Source organism: Mesorhizobium sp. P2_F8 (assembly GCF_056403655.1).
Genome location: NZ_JBFUFB010000005.1, coordinates 257776 through 276712 on the forward strand (window position 1 = coordinate 257776; position 18937 = coordinate 276712).

Annotated in this window: 19 protein-coding genes; 14 read left to right on the forward strand and 5 right to left on the reverse strand. The window is 63.2% G+C overall.

The window, feature by feature from the left end; all coding sequences use genetic code 11:
* A complete protein-coding gene (gene glcF / locus AC1DZP_RS14600) occupies positions 1-1326 on the forward strand; it encodes a glycolate oxidase subunit GlcF (RefSeq protein WP_477303277.1) in 1326 nt (441 codons plus the stop codon).
* A 22-nt stretch (positions 1327-1348) separates the two neighbouring features.
* On the opposite strand, the gene AC1DZP_RS14605 is transcribed toward glcF, so the two are convergent.
* Both AC1DZP_RS14605 and AC1DZP_RS14610 read right to left on the reverse strand, forming a co-directional pair.
* A complete protein-coding gene (locus AC1DZP_RS14605; protein ID WP_095088843.1) occupies positions 1349-2269 on the reverse strand; it encodes a bifunctional 5,10-methylenetetrahydrofolate dehydrogenase/5,10-methenyltetrahydrofolate cyclohydrolase in 921 nt (306 codons plus the stop codon).
* Positions 2270-2538: 269 nt separating this feature from the next.
* Positions 2539-3282, reverse strand: coding sequence for a L,D-transpeptidase (locus AC1DZP_RS14610; protein WP_477303279.1), 744 nt, complete (start codon positions 3280-3282; stop codon positions 2539-2541).
* A 214-nt stretch (positions 3283-3496) separates the two neighbouring features.
* Here AC1DZP_RS14610 and AC1DZP_RS14615 point away from each other — a divergent pair, with 214 nt between their 5' ends.
* Positions 3497-4135 (forward strand): DNA-3-methyladenine glycosylase I, encoded by a 639-nt coding sequence (locus AC1DZP_RS14615; RefSeq protein WP_184871953.1) that lies wholly within the window; start codon positions 3497-3499, stop codon positions 4133-4135.
* A gap of 143 nt (positions 4136-4278) precedes the next feature.
* On the opposite strand, the gene AC1DZP_RS14620 is transcribed toward AC1DZP_RS14615, so the two are convergent.
* Entirely contained in the window at positions 4279-4533 is a 255-nt protein-coding gene (locus AC1DZP_RS14620) for a hypothetical protein (protein ID WP_477303281.1), read from the reverse strand.
* 251 nt (positions 4534-4784) lie between these two features.
* On the opposite strand from AC1DZP_RS14620, the gene hisS reads away from it, so the two are divergent.
* The 6 genes from hisS to AC1DZP_RS14650 all read left to right on the forward strand — a co-directional run bounded on the left by hisS (position 4785) and on the right by AC1DZP_RS14650 (position 12126).
* Positions 4785-6290, forward strand: a complete 1506-nt coding sequence (hisS, locus tag AC1DZP_RS14625) for a histidine--tRNA ligase (protein ID WP_477303283.1) — start codon at positions 4785-4787, stop codon at positions 6288-6290.
* A 178-nt stretch (positions 6291-6468) separates the two neighbouring features.
* Positions 6469-7590 (forward strand): ATP phosphoribosyltransferase regulatory subunit, encoded by a 1122-nt coding sequence (locus tag AC1DZP_RS14630; protein WP_477303285.1) that lies wholly within the window; start codon positions 6469-6471, stop codon positions 7588-7590.
* Positions 7587-8285 (forward strand): ATP phosphoribosyltransferase, encoded by a 699-nt coding sequence (hisG, locus tag AC1DZP_RS14635; protein WP_477303287.1) that lies wholly within the window; start codon positions 7587-7589, stop codon positions 8283-8285. The genes AC1DZP_RS14630 and hisG overlap by 4 nt, the downstream gene beginning before the upstream one ends.
* Positions 8286-8366: 81 nt before the next feature.
* Positions 8367-10139 carry an AMP-binding protein gene (locus tag AC1DZP_RS14640; protein ID WP_477303289.1) on the forward strand — a complete coding sequence of 591 codons (1773 nt, stop codon included), beginning with the start codon at positions 8367-8369 and terminating at the stop codon, positions 10137-10139.
* Positions 10140-10309: 170 nt separating this feature from the next.
* A complete protein-coding gene (locus AC1DZP_RS14645; protein WP_477303291.1) occupies positions 10310-11413 on the forward strand; it encodes a calcium:cation antiporter in 1104 nt (367 codons plus the stop codon).
* 65 nt (positions 11414-11478) lie between these two features.
* Positions 11479-12126 (forward strand): class I SAM-dependent methyltransferase, encoded by a 648-nt coding sequence (locus tag AC1DZP_RS14650; protein WP_477303293.1) that lies wholly within the window; start codon positions 11479-11481, stop codon positions 12124-12126.
* A 138-nt stretch (positions 12127-12264) separates the two neighbouring features.
* Here the strand turns inward: AC1DZP_RS14650 and AC1DZP_RS14655 are convergent, their stop codons facing one another.
* Positions 12265-12942 carry an MIP family channel protein gene (locus AC1DZP_RS14655; RefSeq protein ID WP_457154925.1) on the reverse strand — a complete coding sequence of 226 codons (678 nt, stop codon included), beginning with the start codon at positions 12940-12942 and terminating at the stop codon, positions 12265-12267.
* Between the two features lie 322 nt (positions 12943-13264).
* On the opposite strand from AC1DZP_RS14655, the gene AC1DZP_RS14660 reads away from it, so the two are divergent.
* The 4 genes from AC1DZP_RS14660 to AC1DZP_RS14675 all read left to right on the forward strand — a co-directional run bounded on the left by AC1DZP_RS14660 (position 13265) and on the right by AC1DZP_RS14675 (position 16269).
* Positions 13265-14554 carry an RsmB/NOP family class I SAM-dependent RNA methyltransferase gene (locus tag AC1DZP_RS14660; protein ID WP_477303295.1) on the forward strand — a complete coding sequence of 430 codons (1290 nt, stop codon included), beginning with the start codon at positions 13265-13267 and terminating at the stop codon, positions 14552-14554.
* A gap of 76 nt (positions 14555-14630) precedes the next feature.
* On the forward strand, positions 14631-15083 hold the full coding sequence (locus AC1DZP_RS14665) for a TspO/MBR family protein (RefSeq protein ID WP_477303297.1): 453 nt from the start codon (positions 14631-14633) through the stop codon (positions 15081-15083).
* A gap of 87 nt (positions 15084-15170) precedes the next feature.
* The gene (locus AC1DZP_RS14670) at positions 15171-15629 is read left to right on the forward strand and encodes a PaaI family thioesterase (RefSeq protein ID WP_095088397.1); all 459 of its coding nucleotides are present in this window, start codon (positions 15171-15173) and stop codon (positions 15627-15629) included.
* Between the two features lie 4 nt (positions 15630-15633).
* Entirely contained in the window at positions 15634-16269 is a 636-nt protein-coding gene (locus tag AC1DZP_RS14675) for a 5'-methylthioadenosine/S-adenosylhomocysteine nucleosidase (protein ID WP_477303299.1), read from the forward strand.
* A 12-nt stretch (positions 16270-16281) separates the two neighbouring features.
* Here the strand turns inward: AC1DZP_RS14675 and AC1DZP_RS14680 are convergent, their stop codons facing one another.
* Positions 16282-16599: a hypothetical protein gene (locus AC1DZP_RS14680; RefSeq protein WP_477225544.1), complete on the reverse strand. Its 318-nt coding sequence runs from the start codon at positions 16597-16599 to the stop codon at positions 16282-16284.
* 83 nt (positions 16600-16682) lie between these two features.
* Between AC1DZP_RS14680 and AC1DZP_RS14685 the strand changes: the two genes are divergently transcribed.
* On the forward strand, positions 16683-17186 hold the full coding sequence (locus AC1DZP_RS14685; protein ID WP_477303301.1) for a MarR family winged helix-turn-helix transcriptional regulator: 504 nt from the start codon (positions 16683-16685) through the stop codon (positions 17184-17186).
* Positions 17187-17241: 55 nt separating this feature from the next.
* Positions 17242-18804, forward strand: a complete 1563-nt coding sequence (gene guaA / locus AC1DZP_RS14690) for a glutamine-hydrolyzing GMP synthase (protein ID WP_477303303.1) — start codon at positions 17242-17244, stop codon at positions 18802-18804.
* Positions 18805-18937 lie beyond the last annotated feature (133 nt).

An 18937-nucleotide genomic window follows, 5' to 3' on the forward strand; every position in this document is an offset into this window, starting at 1 on the left:
ATGCAGACCAATTTTTCGCTTGCCCAGCTTGCCGATCCGCATGTCGCGGAATCGGAGAAGATCCTGCGCAAATGCGTGCATTGTGGCTTCTGCACCGCCACCTGCCCGACCTATGTCACGCTCGGCAACGAGCTCGATTCGCCGCGCGGGCGCATCTACCTGATCAAGGACATGCTGGAGAACGGCCGTCCCGCCGACAGGGAGATCGTCACCCATATCGACCGCTGCCTGTCCTGCCTTGCCTGCATGACCACTTGTCCCTCGGGCGTCAACTACATGCATCTGGTCGACCATGCCCGTGCTCACATCCAGGAGACCTACAAGCGGCCGCTGCTCGACCGCCTGACCCGCGCCATGCTTGCCTTCGTGCTGCCCTATCCCGCACGCTTTCGCGCAGCACTCAGGCTGGCGAGGCTGGGCAAGCCGTTCATTGGCCTGTTCGGGAAGGTCCAAGCGCTGAAGCCGCTTGGAGCGATGCTCAAGCTCGCGCCGGCATCGATCCCCAAAACGTCACCGATGGCCTCACCGGGTATCCACGCCGGGCAAGGGGCCAAAAAAGGCCGCGTCGCCATCCTCACCGGCTGCGCGCAATCGGTGCTTGATCCCGCCATCAACGAGACGACGATCTCGCTGCTGACGCGGCTCGGCGTCGAGGTCGTGGTGCCGCCAGGCGAGGGCTGCTGCGGCGCGTTGGTCCATCACATGGGCCGTGAGCAGGCTGCGCTTGCCTCTGCGAGGCAAAATGTCGACGCCTGGACGCGCGCCATCGAACAGAGCGGGCTCGATGCCATCGTCATCACCGCATCCGGCTGCGGTACGACGATCAAGGACTATGGCTTCATGCTGCGTCTCGATCCGGCCTATGTCGACAAGGCCGCGCGGGTGTCGGCGCTGGCCAAGGACATCACCGAGTATCTCTCAGGCATCGACCTGCCCGACCCGGTGCGCAAGCCGGGCACGGTCGTTGCCTATCATTCGGCCTGTTCGATGCAGCACGGCCAGAAGATCACCCGCCAGCCGAAGGAATTGCTGACCAAGGCCGGATTCATCGTGCGCGAGCCGCGCGAGGGCCATCTGTGCTGCGGTTCGGCCGGCACCTACAACATCCTGCAATCCGAGATTTCGGCCAAGCTGCGCGACCGCAAGGTGAAAAACATCGAGGCCACGGGGGCCTCGATCGTCGCCACCGGCAACATCGGTTGCATCACGCAGATCGCGTCCGCGGCGAAGATGCCGGTGGTGCACACGATCAAGCTGCTCGACTGGGCCTATGGCGGGCCGAAGCCGGAAGGCGTTGCGGAAGACAGCCTGATCGCCGCCGAGTAGGCCTCGTGGCCCGTCTCGGTGCTTACTCGGCCGCCAGCCTGTCGGCCGTGCCGTATGTCGCTTCATAGAGCGCGCGCTGCCGGCTGAGCGCCACCATCGTGTTGCGCAGCAGGATCGCCACCGTGATCGGGCCGACGCCGCCCGGCACCGGCGTGATCCAGGAGGCGACCTCGCGCACGCTTTCGGTGTCGACGTCGCCGACGATACGGCTGGAGCCGTCAGGCCCGATCTCCGAATTGATGCCGATGTCGATGACCGCCGCACCCGGCTTGACCATGTCGGCCTTGATCAGCCGCGGCTTGCCGACGGCGACGAACAGCGCATCGGCGCGACGCGCATGCGCGGCAACCGATCGCGTCATGTGATGGCAGACCGTCACCGTCGCACCTTCGCTCATCAGCAGGAAGGCGATCGGCTTGCCGACAATTTCGGAATGGCCGACGATGACGACTTCCAGCCCCTTGAGGTCGAGGCCGGTCTCCTTCAGCAGCTCGACCGAGGCGGCCGCGGTGCAGGGCGCGAGGTCGAGCTGGTTGTAGACGATGTTGCCGATCGAAGCCGGATGCATGCCCTCGACATCCTTGAGCGGATGCACCGCCGCCTGCAGCGTCCGGACCGGGATATGTGCCGGCACCGGCCGCTGGATGATGATGCCGGTGACGCGCGGATCGGCGTTCAGTCCGTGGATGGCCGCTTCCAGTTCGCCTGATGTGATGGTGGCGGGAAAGCGCCGTTCCTCGAAATCGATGCCGGCCAGTTGCGCCTTGGCGCGCTGGTTGCGCACGTAGACATCCACCGCCGCGGTATCGCCGACGGTGATCGAGATCAGCTTGGGCGGAAACCCCTCGGCTTTGGCGATCGCTGCATCCTCGCGCACGGCGGCAATGATGCGCTGGGCAACCGGGCCGCCCTTGAGATAGCGGCTGTCGTCGGACAGGGACATGGGTGAACTCTTTTGCTCGGTTGCCGCCGACATAGCAAAAGAACATCGCCAAGGGCAGCGCGAAAGCGAACCGTCATGCTTTTTGCGCGACGTGCCCCCCAAGGCATAGTCTCGCTGACCCTCAGGCTCCGGTCGAAACGGAAAGGGCAGCGCGGTTTCCCGTGCTGCCCTTCCTGACTGGCCGCATCCCCATACGGCCCGTCCCCCGTATCTTCAGACTGGCCGCCAAAAGCGAGGTGCTTTGCCGGCCAAGTGATTCGCCGCCGAAACTATATCACCTCGACCGTGGTTCCGACATTGACCCGTTCATAGAGGTCGACGACGTCCTCGTTGCGCATGCGGATGCAACCTGACGACACCGCGCCGCCGATTGTCCATGGCTGGTTGGTGCCGTGGATGCGATATTCGGTCGTGCCGATATAGAGCGCGCGTGCGCCGAGCGGGTTCTCCAGGCCGCCGGCCAGGTAGGTCGGCAGGTAGCGGCCCTTGGCGGCCTCGCGCTTGATCATCTGCGCCGGTGGGCGCCAGTCCGGCCACTCGCGCTTGTTGGTGATCTTGTGCGTGCCCGACCATTCGAAGCCGGGTTTGCCGGTGCCGACGCCGTAGCGCCGTGCCTTACCGTTCTTCTCGACCAGAAAGAGGAAATTCTGGGTCGTATCGATGACGATCGTGCCTGGCTTCTGCGGGCCGTCATAGGCGACTTCCTGCGGCAGGTAGATCGGGTTGATCTGCGGACGCATGACCATCCGCTTGGAAGGCGGCTGCACGGCCGCCGTCTGCACCCGGTCGGGCAGCCCCGGCTGCGCGTAGCGCAGGCGCGGCTGCTGCACGACCTGGCGGTTCTGGCGAACGATGCCGGGCGCATGGCCAAGCTGCAGCACCCAGGGGGCGGAAAGGTCGGGGCTCACCATCACCGGCGGCCTGTCGGCATAGCGGTCGCCGGCGGTTGAGGGCGTGACGCCCGAGGCAAACAGAGCCACGGCACCGAGCACGGGAAACAGAACTGTCTTCATCGGAACGCACCTTGATCGTCTGACACAACCGGGTGGAAAACGCTCCCCGGTTTGGCGATCATTGGCGCGCAAGCAGCAACCGAAACATGAATCGGAATGCGTAAAATGCGCTGTTGTCAGTAAACCTTTTGGTGTGGTTACCGCTGGGTTCAGGAATCTGGTAAAGCCGCAGTAAATGCAGCGCAAAGGCGTGTTAACGGACGGATTTTTGGCTATGGAAAAAGAAAACACCGGCCTGCTCGCCGGCCCCGACGGTGTCGCGCGTTGCTTCTGGCACGGCAATCTGCCCGACTATCTGCATTACCACGATCATGAATGGGGCCGGCCGGTGGCGGACGACCGCAGGCTGTTCGAAAAGATCTGCCTGGAGGGTTTCCAGTCGGGCCTGTCGTGGCTCACCATCCTGCGCAAGCGGGAGAATTTTCGCGAGGCCTTCGCCAATTTCGAATTCGACAAGGTCGCCGCCTTCACCGACAAGGATGTCGAGCGCCTGCTTGGCAATGCCGGCATCATCCGTCATCGCGGCAAGATCGTCTCGACCATCAACAACGCCAAGCGCGCCCGCGAAATGGCCGATGAATTCGGCTCGCTGGCGGCCTGGTTCTGGAAGTTCGAACCCGGCAAGGACGAGCGTCCCGAAATCGTCGACCTCGCCCATCTGCGCGCCAACCCGACCACGGCCGTCTCGGTTCGGATATCGAAGGAACTGAAGAAGCGCGGCTGGAGCTTTGTCGGCCCGACCACGGTCTACGCCTTCATGCAGGCCATGGGCCTAGTCAACGACCATCTCGAGGGCTGTGTCTGCCGCAAGCAAGTCGAGAAAGAGCGAAAGGCTTTCAAGCGACCGAAGTAATCCCTTCTCCCCGTTCACGGGGAGAAGGTGCCGGTAGGCGGATGAGGGGCGGCGCGAGGTTTGTCAATTCGTGCTGGTCCGCCGACGTGCACCCCCTTGTGGCTGCTATCGTTGCAGCCACCGGTACTGATTCCGCCCAAATCTCAGGTGCCGTTGGCACTGGCCAGGAAAAGCCCGGCGACAATCGCCACCACCGTGGCCACGGTCGGGTAGATCACCAGCAGGCCGGTCATCAATGCGTCGCGCATGGATGGTCCCTCGCCGGTGTCGGCCGGTATCTCGAACGGACCGGCGGCCTGGCTGACGATTTTCTGGGCGTGGATGTCGGCTGGACGCAGGCGCGCGGGCAAGTCGCCTGCGCTGCCGTCGATGGCATGGAATCTCGCTGTGCTGGTCATGGCCCGAACCCCTTCGTGTCGGCGCGACTTATCGGCTGCGATTGTGTCGGCACGATGCCGCACCCATGGCGGGAATGTTTCATTTTCGGTGCGTTTTTGTTTCGGGGGCGGTTCGCCTCTGCCTTCTCCCGGCAGGGAGAGGCAAGGCGGCAAACCCTTGCCGCACAAAGCTGCATCGGTTAGGACACGCGCGCTGCGGAAATAGGAAATTTCCTATCGCACAGCGCCACGAAACACCGAGTACCCATTCCATGGCCGACAAATCGGAAAAGACGAAAGCGCGGCTGCCGCGCGGTTTTGCCGACCGCAGCGCCGAAGACATCCGCGCCGTCGAGAAGATGATGGCGACGATCCGCTCGGTCTATGAGCTCTATGGTTTCGAACCGGCCGACCAGCCGCTGATCGAATACACCGATGCGCTGGGAAAGTTCCTGCCCGACCAGGACCGGCCGAACGAAGGCGTGTTCTCCTTCCAGGACGATGACGACCAGTGGCTGTCGCTGCGCTACGACCTGACTGCGCCGACGGCGCGTTTTGTCGCCGAGAATTACGAGCGGCTGCCCAAGCCGTATCGCAGCTACCGCTCCGGCTGGGTGTTCCGCAACGAGAAGCCAGGCCCCGGCCGCTTCCGCCAGTTCATGCAGTTCGACGCCGACACGATCGGCACGCCGGGCGTGGCGGCGGACGCCGAGATGGCGATGATGATGGCCGACGTGATGGAAGCGCTCGGCATCAAGCGCGGCGACTACGTCATCCGCGTCAACAACCGCAAGGTGCTGGACGGCGTGCTGGAGGCGATCGGCCTTGGCGGCGACGACAATGCCGGCCGCCGGCTGACGGTGCTGCGGGCGATCGACAAGCTGGACAAGCTAGGGCCCGAAGGCGTGAGACTTCTGCTTGGGCCGGGGCGCTGGGATGGCGGCAAGGAAGGCGAGGGCGACTTCGCCAAGGGTGCCGGGTTGAATGACGGACAAGCCGAGGCAGTTCTTCGCGCGACAGCGAGGAACGCACAGGCTGGCCAGGATTCCACCGTCAGCACGAATGCGGTCTACCAGGAAGGCGTTGGCGAGCTCTCGACGATCGAAGCTCTGGTCCGGGCGGCGGGATACGCCGAAGACCGCATCGCCATGGACCGTTCCGTCGTGCGCGGCCTAGAATACTACACCGGCCCAGTCTTCGAGGCCGAACTGCTGGCCGAGATTCCCAATGAGGACGGCCAGATCGTCCGCTTCGGCTCAGTCGGTGGCGGCGGCCGCTATGATGGCCTCGTCTCGCGCTTTCGCGGCGAGCCGGTACCGGCGACCGGTTTCTCCATTGGCGTCTCCCGGCTGATGACCGCGCTGAAGAACCTCGGCAAGCTCGACAGCGCTGATGTGATCGCGCCGGTCGTCGTGCTGGTCATGGACAAGGACACCGACAGCCTCGGCCGCTACCAGAAGATGGTGGCGGCGCTGCGGGCTGCCGGCATCCGTTCCGAAATGTATCTCGGCGGCGCCGGCATGAAGGCGCAGCTCAAATATGCCGACCGGCGCGGCTGCCCGGTCGCAATCATCCAGGGCGGCGACGAGCGCGCCAAGGGCGAGCTGCAGATCAAGGATCTGATCGAAGGCGCCCGCATGTCGGCCGAGATCACAGACAACGCCGAATGGCGCGCCGCCCGCCCGGCGCAGGTGACGGTGGCGGAAAGCGAACTGGTCACCGAGGTGAAAAAGATCTTGGCGGCACAGGCCGCCGATCGCGCCAAAGGTGGCGCTTGAACACCCCCCTCTGGCCTGCCGGCCATCTCCCCCGCAAGGGGGGAGATTGGATGTCGCGAACGCTTTCGCCAATCTTCAACGTTGGAAAAAAGGCGCGGGGCTTGCAACTGCCGATCTCCACCCTTGCGGGGGAGATGGCCGGCAGGCCAGAGGGGGGCGCCTCGCGCCCATCCGATCAATGACCTCCCGCTACCCCGCCATATCAGCCGACATCATCAATCTCTTCGTCAAGCGCAACACGCATGCGGTCGAGGTTGCGGTGCTGCAGCCGGCCGATCCGTTCCTCGACATGGCCGGTGAAGACTTGCGCCGGCGTATCTTTCTCACCGAAAGCGAAACCGGTCAGGCGCTGTGCCTGCGGCCGGAATTCACCATTCCGGTCTGTCTCGACCACATAAGATCGCAGGCGGGCACGCCGCGCCGCTATTCCTATCTGGGCGAGGTGTTCCGCCAGCGCCGCGAAGGCGGTAACGAGTTCTTTCAGGCCGGCATCGAGGATTTGGGCGATCGCGACACCGCCGAAGCCGATGCCCGTTCGCTGGCCGACGCACATGCGCTGCTTGCCCTGGTGCTGCCCGGCCAGGCGCTGGCGATCACGCTCGGCGACCAGACCATTTTCGAGGCGGTGCTGGCCGCCCTTGGGCTGCCGCGCGGCTGGCGCATGCGTCTTGCCCGCGCCTTCGGCTCGGCGCCGATGCTGCAGGCGGCGCTCGCCGATCTCGCCAACCCTCCGCGCAACGGCCAGCTCTCCGGTCCAGTCGCCGCGCTCGTCCTCGACGGCGATCTGGAAGGTCTTTCCGCGCATATCGTCAATGGCATGGAAGAGGCCGGCCTGTCGGCTTCCGCCGGCCGATCGCCGGCCGACATTGCACGGCGGCTGATCGAGAAAGCCGAGTTGCGCAGCGTGCGGCTGTCCAACGAGGCCTTCGCGGCGCTGAAGAGTTTTCTGGCGATCGACGTGCCGCTGGATGGCGCGGCCCAGGCGTTGGCGACCTTCGCCGGCGGCGCCGGGCTCTCGCTGGGCGCCGCGCTGGAGAATTTCGCCGCCCGCGCCAAGGCGATCGAAGCGCATGGCTTGCCGACGGGAAGGATCCGCTACGACGCCGCCTTCGGCCGTCCGCTCGACTATTACACCGGCCTGGTCTTCGAAATCGCGGCGCAAGATGGCGAACGGCCGCTGGTCGGTGGCGGTCGCTACGACCGGCTGCTGACGCTGCTTGGCGCCAAGACGCCGATCCCCGGCGTCGGCTTTTCTGTCTGGCTCGATCGCATCGACGCATTGCGGGAGACGGCGCCATGATCACCCTGGCAATCCCGTCGAAAGGCCGGCTCAAGGAGCAGGCGCTGGAGGTACTGGCCAAGGCTGGGCTCGCCGTCAGCCTGCCTGGCGACGAGCGCTCCTATCGCGCCCGCATCGAAGGCTCGGAAGGCATCGAAGTCGCCTTCCTGTCGGCTTCCGAGATTGCTGGCGAGATCGGCCAGGGCGCGGTCGATCTCGGCATCACCGGTGAAGACCTGGTGCGCGAGAACCTTGCCGACTGGGAAACCCGCGCCGAAATCGTCGCCCGTCTCGGCTTCGGCAATGCCGATGTCGTGGTCGCCGTGCCCGACATCTGGCTCGACGTCGACACCATGGCCGATCTTGACGACGTTGCCGCCGATTTCCGCCAGCGCCATGGCCGGCGGCTCAGGATCGCCACCAAATACTGGCGGCTGACGCAGCAGTTCTTCTCGCTAAAACACGGCATCCAGGTCTATCGCATCGTCGAGAGCCTCGGTGCGACCGAAGGGGCGCCGGCGGCGGGCCTGGCCGATGTCATCGTCGACATCACCACCACCGGCTCCACGCTGCGCGCAAATCATCTCAAGGTGCTCGGCGACGGCCTCGTCCTGCGCTCGCAGGCCTGTCTGGTGGCGTCAAAAAAGACGCGCGCAGCGGCGGATGAGGAGCTGCTGCGCGATGTGGCCGCGAAGATGACGGCCATCGTCAGCTGAGGATGCCCTCCAGTACCATCGACGGGATTTCCACCATCCCGGCGGGCTGATAGGCTCGACCCGTCCTGGGAGGAGACAGCGATGCCGATCAATCTCGACGAGCTGAAGAATGCCACCAATTTGCGCGCGCGTGGATCGCGCAATGGCGATGTCTTCGTGGCACCCGTCGACGGCACAGCGCATGTTTCCGGCGAGCGCTCGACGCCGCTGCTCAACAAGACCATTCCCGCGCTGTTTTCCGACACCGCCAGCAAATACGCCACGCTCGATGCCGCGGTCTTCGTCGACCAGGACAAGCGCTTCACCTGGAGCGAACTGTCGGACACGGTCGATGCGCTGGCCGCCGGCTTCCTGGCGCTGGGCCTTGAAAAGGGCGATCGCGTCGGCATCTGGTCGCCCAACCGATGGGAATGGCTAGTGACGCAATTCGCCACCGCGCGCATCGGCTTGATTCTGGTCAACATCAATCCGGCCTACCGGCTGACCGAGCTCGACTATGCCTTGAACAAGGTCGGCTGCAAGGCGCTTGTGACAGCGGTCAAGTTCAAGACCTCCGACTATCTCGGCATGATCGAGACGCTGGCGCCGGAGATCGCGACCGCCACACCCGGCAAGCTCAAGGCAAAGCAACTGCCGGCGCTGAAGATCGTCATCCGCATGGGTGAGGACAACTCACCCGGCATGTTCAATTTCGCTGATGTGCTGGCCATGGCCGGGCGCGACGAGCATGACAGCCTCGACCGAATCTCGGAGGGGCTGAAGCCCGGCGACGCCATCAACATCCAGTTCACGTCAGGTACGACAGGGGCACCCAAGGGCGCGACGCTGACCCACAACAACATCGTCAACAACGGCAATTTCGTCACCTCGGCGATTAAGCTGACCGTCGACGACCGGCTGTGCATCCCGGTGCCGCTCTATCACTGCTTCGGCATGTCGATGGGCACCATGGGCTGCGTGTCGAAGGGCGCGACCATGGTTTTCCCGGGCGAGGGGTTCGATGCCGGCGCCACGCTGAAAGCGGTGGCAAATGAGCGCTGCACCGGACTCTATGGCGTGCCGACCATGTTCGTAGCACTCCTCGATCATCCGGACTTCCAGTCCTTCGATCTCTCCAGCCTGCGCACCGGCATCATGGCCGGCTCGCCATGCCCGATCGAGGTGATGAAGAAAGTGGTGTCGCTGATGCATATGTCAGAAGTGACGATCGCCTACGGCATGACCGAGACCAGTCCGGTGTCGTTCCAGAGCGGCGTCGACGACCCGCTGGAAAAGCGCGTCTCGACGGTCGGTCGCATCCACCCCCATGTCGAGGTCAAGGCAGTCGATTCCGACGGCGCCACCGTCGCCGTCGGCGCGCCGGGCGAGCTATGCACGCGCGGCTATTCGGTGATGAAGGGCTATTGGGGCGACGACGACAAGACCCGCGAAGCGATCGACACCGATGGCTGGATGCATACCGGCGATCTCGCCACCATCGACGCCGAGGGCTATTGCAACATTGTCGGCCGGGTCAAGGACATGGTCATCCGCGGTGGCGAGAACGTCTATCCGCGTGAGGTCGAGGAATTCCTCTACCGCCATCCCAAGGTCAGGGAAGTGCAGGTGTTCGGCATTCCAGACCCAAAATATGGCGAGGAGCTGTGCGCCTGGATCGTGCTCAAGCCAGGCCAGATCGCCACTGAACAGGAGATCAAGACCTTCTGCGCCGGCCAGATCGCCCATTACAAGATCCCGCGCCACATTCGCTTCCGCACTGAATTGCCGATGACGGTGACCGGCAAACCGCAGAAGTTTCTGATGCGCGAGGCGATGGTCAAGGAACTGGGGCTGGTGACGCAGAAGACGGCGTAAGGGGAGCAGCGCTTCGATTTGTCGGTGCACTGAATGCAGCCAAGGATCGCGGATCCTGCGGCATCGTTTGGTGACGTTGTTTGTGAGGGGTCGAATGGGGGCCCTGCCGGATATTGGCGACGGTGCTCCCATGGGTTTTCCGCAAGTTTTGCAAACGCATAGGGGCCTGAATGCGTGGTTTCGGACGATCGGTGATCTCTTATGCGATGCCCTTGGCCGCCTTGATGATGGCTGTCGCAGTCAGGGCAAGCGGGCTGTCGGTGGATGAAGGTTCGCTGGGCGTCAGGATCCTTGTCGGAGGGCTTTCGAGTGCGATTATGTTCACCACCATTTTCGTGGTGCTCGACCATGCAGAGGCGGTGGCTCGGCGTGTAGGAGAACCCTACGGCACATTGGTGCTGACTTTTGCCGTGACGGCAATCGAAGTGTCGATCATCGTTTCCATGATGCTGCATGGAGAGAACAACCCCACGCTTGCACGTGAGTCCGTCTTTTCAACGATGATGATTACATCTACCGGCGTTGTCGGCATGTGTCTCGCGCTTGGCGGCTGGCGTCATCGCAAGCAGGCAATTGTTCGACAAGGAACCAGCGCATATTTGGCGGTTCTGGCCGCGCTGACCGTCATGACGCTTATTCTGCCAACCTACACACAAACTACGGGCCCTGGCACATTTTCAGCTGCTCAACTGGGCTTCGTAGCCGTGCTTTCAGTGCTGCTGTACGCAAGTTTTGTGTTCGCGCAGACTGTCCGGCACCGAGACGACTTCGTCCAAGGACAGGAACACGACGTTTCGATGCGGACCGCCCCTCACGAAAGCGTCGCTGTCAGTACTTTGCTCCTGTTGATCGGGCTGATTGGAATTGTCATGCTCGCCGAGCAAGTCGCCGCAGGTGTTGAAGATACGCTCGTTGCCTACCAGGTGACCCAGTCCGACAGTATTGTGGGAGCATTGATCGCCGGGTTGGTTTTGATGCCGGAGGCCATTTCGGCGGTTCGCGCTTCACTTCACAATGAGCTGCAACGCGGCTTGAATGTTGCGATGGGTTCCGCATGCGCTACAATTGGCTTGACAATACCGGCTGTCGCAGCCGCCAGCCTGCTGACGGGGAGAGGTTTAACCCTTGGGCTTCCATCGACTGACGCAGTACTTCTAGTTCTAGCACTCTTCATATGCAACGTAAGTTTTAGTACCGAAAGAACAACGTTTCTGACTGGCATGGTCCATATCGTGGTATTTTTTACGTATATATTTCTTATATTTATACCATGACCGGTTTGCGCCCAGATCCGCGGTTGGCTGTGATTTAGGAATTCGGAATCGGAGGCCGCGCGCTGATGTTGGACAATTACGAGGTGGACGAGTTTGGCGTGATCAACCAGATCGACTTCACCCCGATCAAATACGACAAGCAATACATCTCCTATTACGAGGACCTGAGTGACCGGACCATCAAGCTCGGATATCAGCGACTTGGCTGGGTGCTTGGAATCACCGGCGAGATTCCCGGGTCCGTGCTGGAGATTGGATACGGCACGGGCACATTCGTCGAGGCCGCGAAAATAACCGGAGTCTCCGACTGCGCCGGCTGCGACATCGCCAGGTTTCCGCTGCCCAAGGGCGTCCGCTTTGTCGATTGGGATGAGGCGCTCGCCAGCTCGTGGGATCTCGTCGCCATGTTCGACGTGCTGGAGCACATCCCGGATCTGGGTTTCCTCGCCCGCCTTCAGGCCCGCTATCTGGCCGTCGCCGTCCCTTATAGCCGCTGCCGCGAGCTCGGGGCCGACGGCGACGCGTGGTTCCAGACGTGGCGCATGCGTCTCCCCAACGAGCACCTGCACCACTTCGACCGTGACTCGCTGGTGGCACTCCTCGCACACAACGGCTTCCAGTGCGTGACACTGAACTGCTTCGAGGACGGAATCAGACTGCGGCCCGGCGAAGCAGGTCCGAATATTCTGTCCGGCTTCTTTAGAAAGCTATAGGCCGGTTTCCCAGCGCGCTCGACCAAGCGAGCGAAAACAGGCGAGTGAGGTATGGCCTTGTCGTTGGGACGCGGCAGGGTCGGCAAAAAAAGGCGCGGGCCACGGCCCGCGCCTTTTTCGTATTCAAGCTTCCAAACCTCAGTCCTTCTCGAAGACGCGCGCCTTGGCGACGACGCCGGCAATGGCGCCGCCGATCAACGGTGCAACGATGAACAGCCAGAGCTGGCCGATCGCCGCACTGCCGGAAAACAGCGCCGGGCCGATCGAGCGGGCCGGATTGAGCGACGTACCGGTGACCGGGATGATGGCGAAGTGCAACCCTGCCAGCGTCAGGCCGATGACCAGCCCGGCGAACGCCGTCGAGTGCTTTTCAGCGGTGACACCGAGGATCACGGTGACGAAGGTGAAAGTGCCGATCAGTTCCCACAGGAACGCCGAGCTGACGCCCCATTTCGCCACGTCCCAACCATTGGCGCCAAAGCCGCCGGTGTGTCCGCCGGCCTGGCCGGAGACGATGATCCACAATGCCAGCGAGGCCAGGATGGCGCCGATGATCTGCGCAATCCAGTAGGGGATGACGTCCTTGGCCGGCAGCCGGCCGGCAAGGAAGACACCCAGCGTCACCGCCGGATTGAGATGCGCACCTGAAATCGGGCCGATCGCATAGGCCGCCGCAATGAGACCGATGCCGAATGCCAGTCCGATGCCTTCCTGGCCGAGCGGCAGCGCACCGCCGAAGCCGCCCGTCACCACCGAAGCCGTACCGATGAACACCAACAGAAATGTGCCTAGAACTTCCGCCAGATAAGTCTTCATTGCCATCTCCTCGTAGCGATCCGCCGGTCCACGTTTTCCGTGTCGCGAATCATGGCGGCGAGAGTATTCCCAACCGAAAAACTAGGAAAGCAGAGCGGTTGCGCCAGATCGCGTACTTGCAGGTGCCAGTTACGAACATTAGAAACCTGTCATCTATTGAATGATCTGTTGTTTCTGGCCAAGGACATTTACTGGTCGGGCGATCAGCCTGCCTCGGTCAAGACAACCTCGTCGGCATGAGACGGAAGCGGGGTTCAATCCAGTCGCGAAAGGCTCTAAGAGCAGGCCCGGAGATCATGTGCTCGATTTGATGGAATGACGAATGCGACTGGGCGGACGGCTGGCTGCGGCCATCGAAGTGCTGGAAGACATCGGCCGGCGTCACCGGCCGGTTGCGGACGCGCTGAAGGATTGGGGCCTGTCGCACCGCTTCGCCGGCGGCGGCGACCGCGCGGCGATCGGCAACATCGTCTATGACGGCTTGCGCCGAAAGCGTTCCGCCGGATGGCTGTTGGGGGAAGACACGCCGCGCGCTATCGGCTTCGGCGCGCTGTTGCTCGAATGGGGCCAGACGGCGCAGTCGCTGAACGATGCGCTCGACGGTGACAAATTCGCGCCGCCGTTGCTGACTGCCACCGAGCTTCAGGCCATTTCCGAACGCCGGCTCGCCGATGCACCGGCCGCGGTGCGGGCCGACATACCCGATTGGTGCGTGCCGCTTTTCGAGAAAACCTTCGGTGACACCTGGGCTGATGAGGGGGCGGCGCTGGCGACGCGCCCGCCGCTCGACATCAGAGTCAACACGTTGCAGGCCAACCGTGACAAGGTGCTGGCCGAGCTGACGGGAACCGGCGCCAAACCTGCCGCCATCGCCCCGCAAGGCATCCGCATCCCGCCGATCGATGGCGACGGCAGGCACCCCAACGTGCAGGCCGAGCCGGCTTTCCAGAAAGGCTGGTTCGAGGTCCAGGACGAAGGCTCGCAGGTCGCGGCCGCCCTTGCCGGCGCCGAGGCCGGCATGCAGGTGCTCGATTTCTGCGCCGGCGCCGGCGGCAAGACACTGGCGCTGTCGGCTGCAATGGACAATCGGGGCCAGATATTCGCCCACGACGCCGAAAAGGCGCGGCTGGCGCCGATCTTCGACCGCATCCGTCGCTCGGAAAACCGCAATGTGCAGGTCGTCACCAAGCCGGCCGAACTCGCTCCGCTCGGCAACCATATGGACATCGTGCTGGTCGACGCGCCTTGTACCGGCAGCGGCACCTGGCGGCGCCGTCCCGATGCCAAATGGCGACTGACGCAAAGACAGCTCGACGCCCGCAAGGGCGAACAGTCAGCGATCCTCGAAGCCGCCAAAGCCTACGTCAAGTCAGGCGGCTTGCTGGTCTACATCACCTGCTCGGTGTTCGACGAGGAGAATGGCGAGCAGGTCGCGGCATTCCGGCATCGCAACAGCGGCTTTGTCCCGGTCGATCATCGCGCGCTCTGGGACAGCCGTTTTCCCGGCCATAAGACGGCCGTGCGGATCGGTCCGGCCGGCGACGTCTCGCTGTCGCCGGCGTTGAGCGGCACGGATGGGTTTTACTTCTGTGCGTTGCGCAAGGCGAATTGACGCTGCCGTTGACAGGCGGCGATAGCGCCCCAGTTGCAGATGCCGGGCGTCTGGCCGCGATCAAGGGATAGGATACTTGCAAAGATATCTGTCGCTTCTGCTTTTCGTCATTGTGGTGCTCGGCGGGGGCCTGCTGATCGGTTATGCGACGCTGCCGGGTGCCTGGTATGCATCGCTCACCAAGCCGCCCTTCAATCCACCCAACTGGGTTTTTGCACCTGCCTGGACACTCCTCTATCTCCTGATCGGCGTGGCCGGCTGGCGGACATGGCTGCAAGCGTCGTCGGGAGCCGCGATGAAAATCTGGGCCGTCCAGCTGGTGCTGAACTTCCTATGGTCGCCGACCTTCTTCGGAGCCAAGATGATGGGGCTCGCGCTTGTTGTGATCGCGCTTCTTCTCGCCAGCATTGGGCTGTTCATCGCCACGGCCTGGAACCGCGACCGGACATCCGCATGGCTGTTCGCGCCATATGCGGCATGGGTTGCGTTTGCCACCTTGCTCAACGCATCGCTTCTCTGGTTGAATTAAGATCGGTTTGCTGCAGTGCAGCAAAAGCATTTGCCTGCCGCCCATGCCTCTGCAATAAGCTTATCCGCATAAAGAAAGGCAGCGGCCATGGCAGCAAAGATCGTACCCGCCCCGGACTATGAGGATCGCGTCAGAACCTCCTTTGCGCGCCAGCAGGCCATGGCCACGATCGGCGCCGAACTGACGCTGGTGACGCCGGGCATCATCGAGATCGAGATGCCTTATTCGGCGGCACTGACCCAGCAGCACGGTTTCCTGCATGCCGGCGTCATTTCGACAGCGCTGGACTCGGCCTGTGGCTATGCCGCGTTCTCGCTGATGCCGGAAAACTCCGGCGTGCTGACCATCGAATTCAAGGTCAATCTGCTGGCGCCGGGCAGGGGCGAACGCTTCCTGTTCCGCGGTTCGGTGACAAAACCCGGCCGCACCATCATCGTCGCCGACGGCCAGGCCTATGCCTTTGCCGCCGACGGCGAGGCCAAGCTGATCGCCACCATGACCGGAACGATGATGACGGTGGTCGGGCGTGATGGCATCGAAGGCTGATCCGATGGGTAAGATTGTACGGCTTGGCGGCAAGGGCGTCCTCTTCGTGATGGCTGCCGAGGCCGAGTATGGCCCGCACCTTAAGCGGCTGTTCACGCCGCTGATGACCGGCGTTGGACCGGTCGAGGCCGGCGTCAAGCTGGGCGCCGAACTCTCCTTGCTGAAGTCTCGGAAGACCCTGCCGGACCTCGTCGTATCGCTCGGCTCGGCCGGCAGCCGGACTCTGGAGCAGACGGAAATCTACCAGGCCGTGTCGGTCGGCTACCGCGACATCGACGCCTCGCCGCTCGGCTTCGAAAAGGGCGCGACGCCTTTCCTTGACCTGCCGGTGACCGTGCCGCTGCCGTTCAGGATACCCGACCTGAGGGAGGCAACGCTGTCCACCGGTGGCGCGATCGTCACCGGCGCCGCCTATGACGCAATTGCCGCCGACATGGTCGACATGGAGACTTTCGCTTGCCTGCGCGCCTGCCAGCTGTTCGACATCCCGCTGATCGGGCTGCGCGGCATTTCCGACGGCGCGGCGGATCTGCGGCACGTCGGCGACTGGACCGAATATCTACACGTCATCGACGAGAAACTGGCCGCAGCGGTCGGGCGGCTGGAACAGGCGATCGGCGATGGCTTGCTGAGCGCCTGACCGGAAATAGCATCAAGCCGCCAGGCTCTCCGGATCGCCGAAATCGATGCGCGAAATGCGCCCGCGCACGGCGCCGCTCGCATCGACATAGTCGATCGCTCCTGGCGTATGATCGAGTTTCCAGGAGCCGGTGGGGCCATCTTTCCATTCGACCTTGTAGCCGTGGTCGAGCAGCATCCAGATCCCATGGAAAAGGGTACCATCCGGTAGCAGCATATGCGCCCGGTTCTCGTTTTCGTAGTGGATGAAGGCGTCCTTGCCGCCCATGTCGATGACATGCGTGGTGCCAACCATGATAACGGCCAGCATGTTCCTGTCGAGAATTGTCATGGTCCCTGTCCGTGCTTGAGTTCGAAAGAGCCTCGACGGGATGTTTATCGTCAAGTATCTTGACTATATGGGGTTTGGAGAAAATGGTCAAGGAGCTTGACGAAAAAATCGACACCCTGCCCGATCACGTCGGCTGGCGCCTTTGGCAGGCAAGCCGCGCCTGGCAGACCGAATTCGCCGCCGCGATGCGCGCCGCCGGTCACGGCTGGTTCACCGAAGCACGCGCCGGACTGCTTGGTCACATCACCAGGAACGGCATGCGCCAGTCGGCGTTGATCGAACGCTCGGCAATCTCCAAGCAGGCGATCCAGCAACTGCTCGACGGCCTCGAGGCGGAGGGGATCGTCGAGCGTCTGCCCGATCCGCAAGATGGCCGCGGCAAGATGGTGCGTTACACCAGCAAGGGGCTGGATGCCTTGCGCGACGGCGATCGGGTCAAGATGGAGATCGAGCGGCGCTATGTCAGTCGCATTGGCGAGGAGCGGTTCACGGCGCTGATGGGCGCTTTGCGAGCACTTGCGGCCGGACAGGCTGCGGCGAAGGATGAAGACACTGGCGCTGAAGGTGAAGTCGTGGAATCGAAGTGACAGCAAGGCCCCGCAACCCATTGCGTCGACTCATTTCTTTCTCTAAACGCTCGCCATGAAAACAGCCAATCATCCCGACACCGTCCTGATTGTCGATTTCGGCAGCCAGTTTACGCAGCTCATCGCCCGCCGCATCCGCGAGGCCGGCGTGTTTTCCGAGATCGTGCCGTTCCAGTCGGCCGAGGCGGCGTTCGAGCGCATCAATCCGAAAGCCGTGATCCTGTCCGGCGGCCCCGCCTCGACGTCGGACATCGGCAGCCCGCGCGCCCCGCAGATCGTCTTCGATGCCGGCGTGCCGGTGCTCGGCATCTGCTATGGCCAGATGGCGATGTGCGTGCAGATGGGCGGCGTCGCCGAGAGCTCCGATCATCGCGAATTCGGCCGCGCCTTTGTCGAGATCGAGAAGGACAGTCCGCTGTTCGAGGGCCTGTGGGCGCCCGGCCAGCGCCACCAGGTATGGATGAGCCATGGTGACCGCGTCATCTCCTTGCCCAAGGGCTTCGAAGTGTTCGGCAAGTCCGAAGGCTCGCCCTTCGCCATCTTCGGCAATGTCGAGCGCAAGATGTACGGCATCATGTTCCACCCCGAGGTGGTGCACACCCCGGACGGCGCAAGGCTGCTGCGCAACTTCGTCCACAACATCGCCGGCATCGAGGGCGACTGGACTATGCGCGCCTACCGCGAACACGCGGTCGAGGCGATCCGCAAGCAGGTCGGCAAGGGCAAGGTCATCTGCGCGCTGTCGGGCGGTGTCGATTCCTCGGTCGCCGCACTTCTGATCCACGAAGCGGTCGGCGACCAGCTGACCTGCATCCTCGTCGACCACGGGCTGATGCGCAAGGACGAGGCGGCAGGCGTGGTGGCGATGTTCCGCCAGCACTACAATCTGCCGCTGATCCTGGTCGATGCCGCGGACAAGTTCATCTCGGCGCTGGAAGGCGAAACCGATCCCGAGAAGAAGCGCAAGACCATCGGCCGGCTGTTCATCGAGGTGTTCGAGGAGGAGGCGAAGAAACTCGGCGGCGCCGACTTCCTGGCGCAAGGCACGCTCTATCCCGACGTCATCGAAAGCGTCTCCTTCACCGGCGGCCCGTCGGTGACCATCAAGTCGCACCACAATGTCGGCGGCCTGCCCGCGCGCATGAACATGCAGTTGGTCGAGCCGCTGCGCGAACTGTTCAAGGACGAGGTGAGGGCGCTCGGCAAGGAGCTCGGCCTGCCCGAAAGCTTCATCGGCCGGCATCCGTTCCCAGGCCCTGGCCTTGCCATCCGCTGCCCAGGCGGCATTACCCGCGAGAAGCTGGAGATCCTGCGCGAGGCCGACGCCATCTATCTCGACGAGATACGCAAGGCCGGCCTCTATGACGCCATCTGGCAGGCCTTCGCCGTGCTGCTGCCGGTGCAGACTGTCGGCGTGATGGGCGATGGCCGCACCTACGAGTTCGTCTGCGCGCTGCGCGCCGTCACCTCTGTCGATGGCATGACGGCGGATTTCTACCACTACGACATGGCGTTCCTGGGTGCCGCCGCCACCCGCATCATCAACGAAGTCCGCGGCATCAACCGTGTCGTCTACGACGTCACCTCAAAGCCGCCCGGCACAATCGAGTGGGAGTGAGGGGTACAAACGGCGCCGTTAGCGTAGTTTCGGTGACGACTTTCGCTGCCGAAAATTGTTTTCGTGTCCGTAGCTCACTTCAGCTGAACTGGCATTCTCCATCTCCGATCTGGCAAGTCCGATCTGCGCCCAA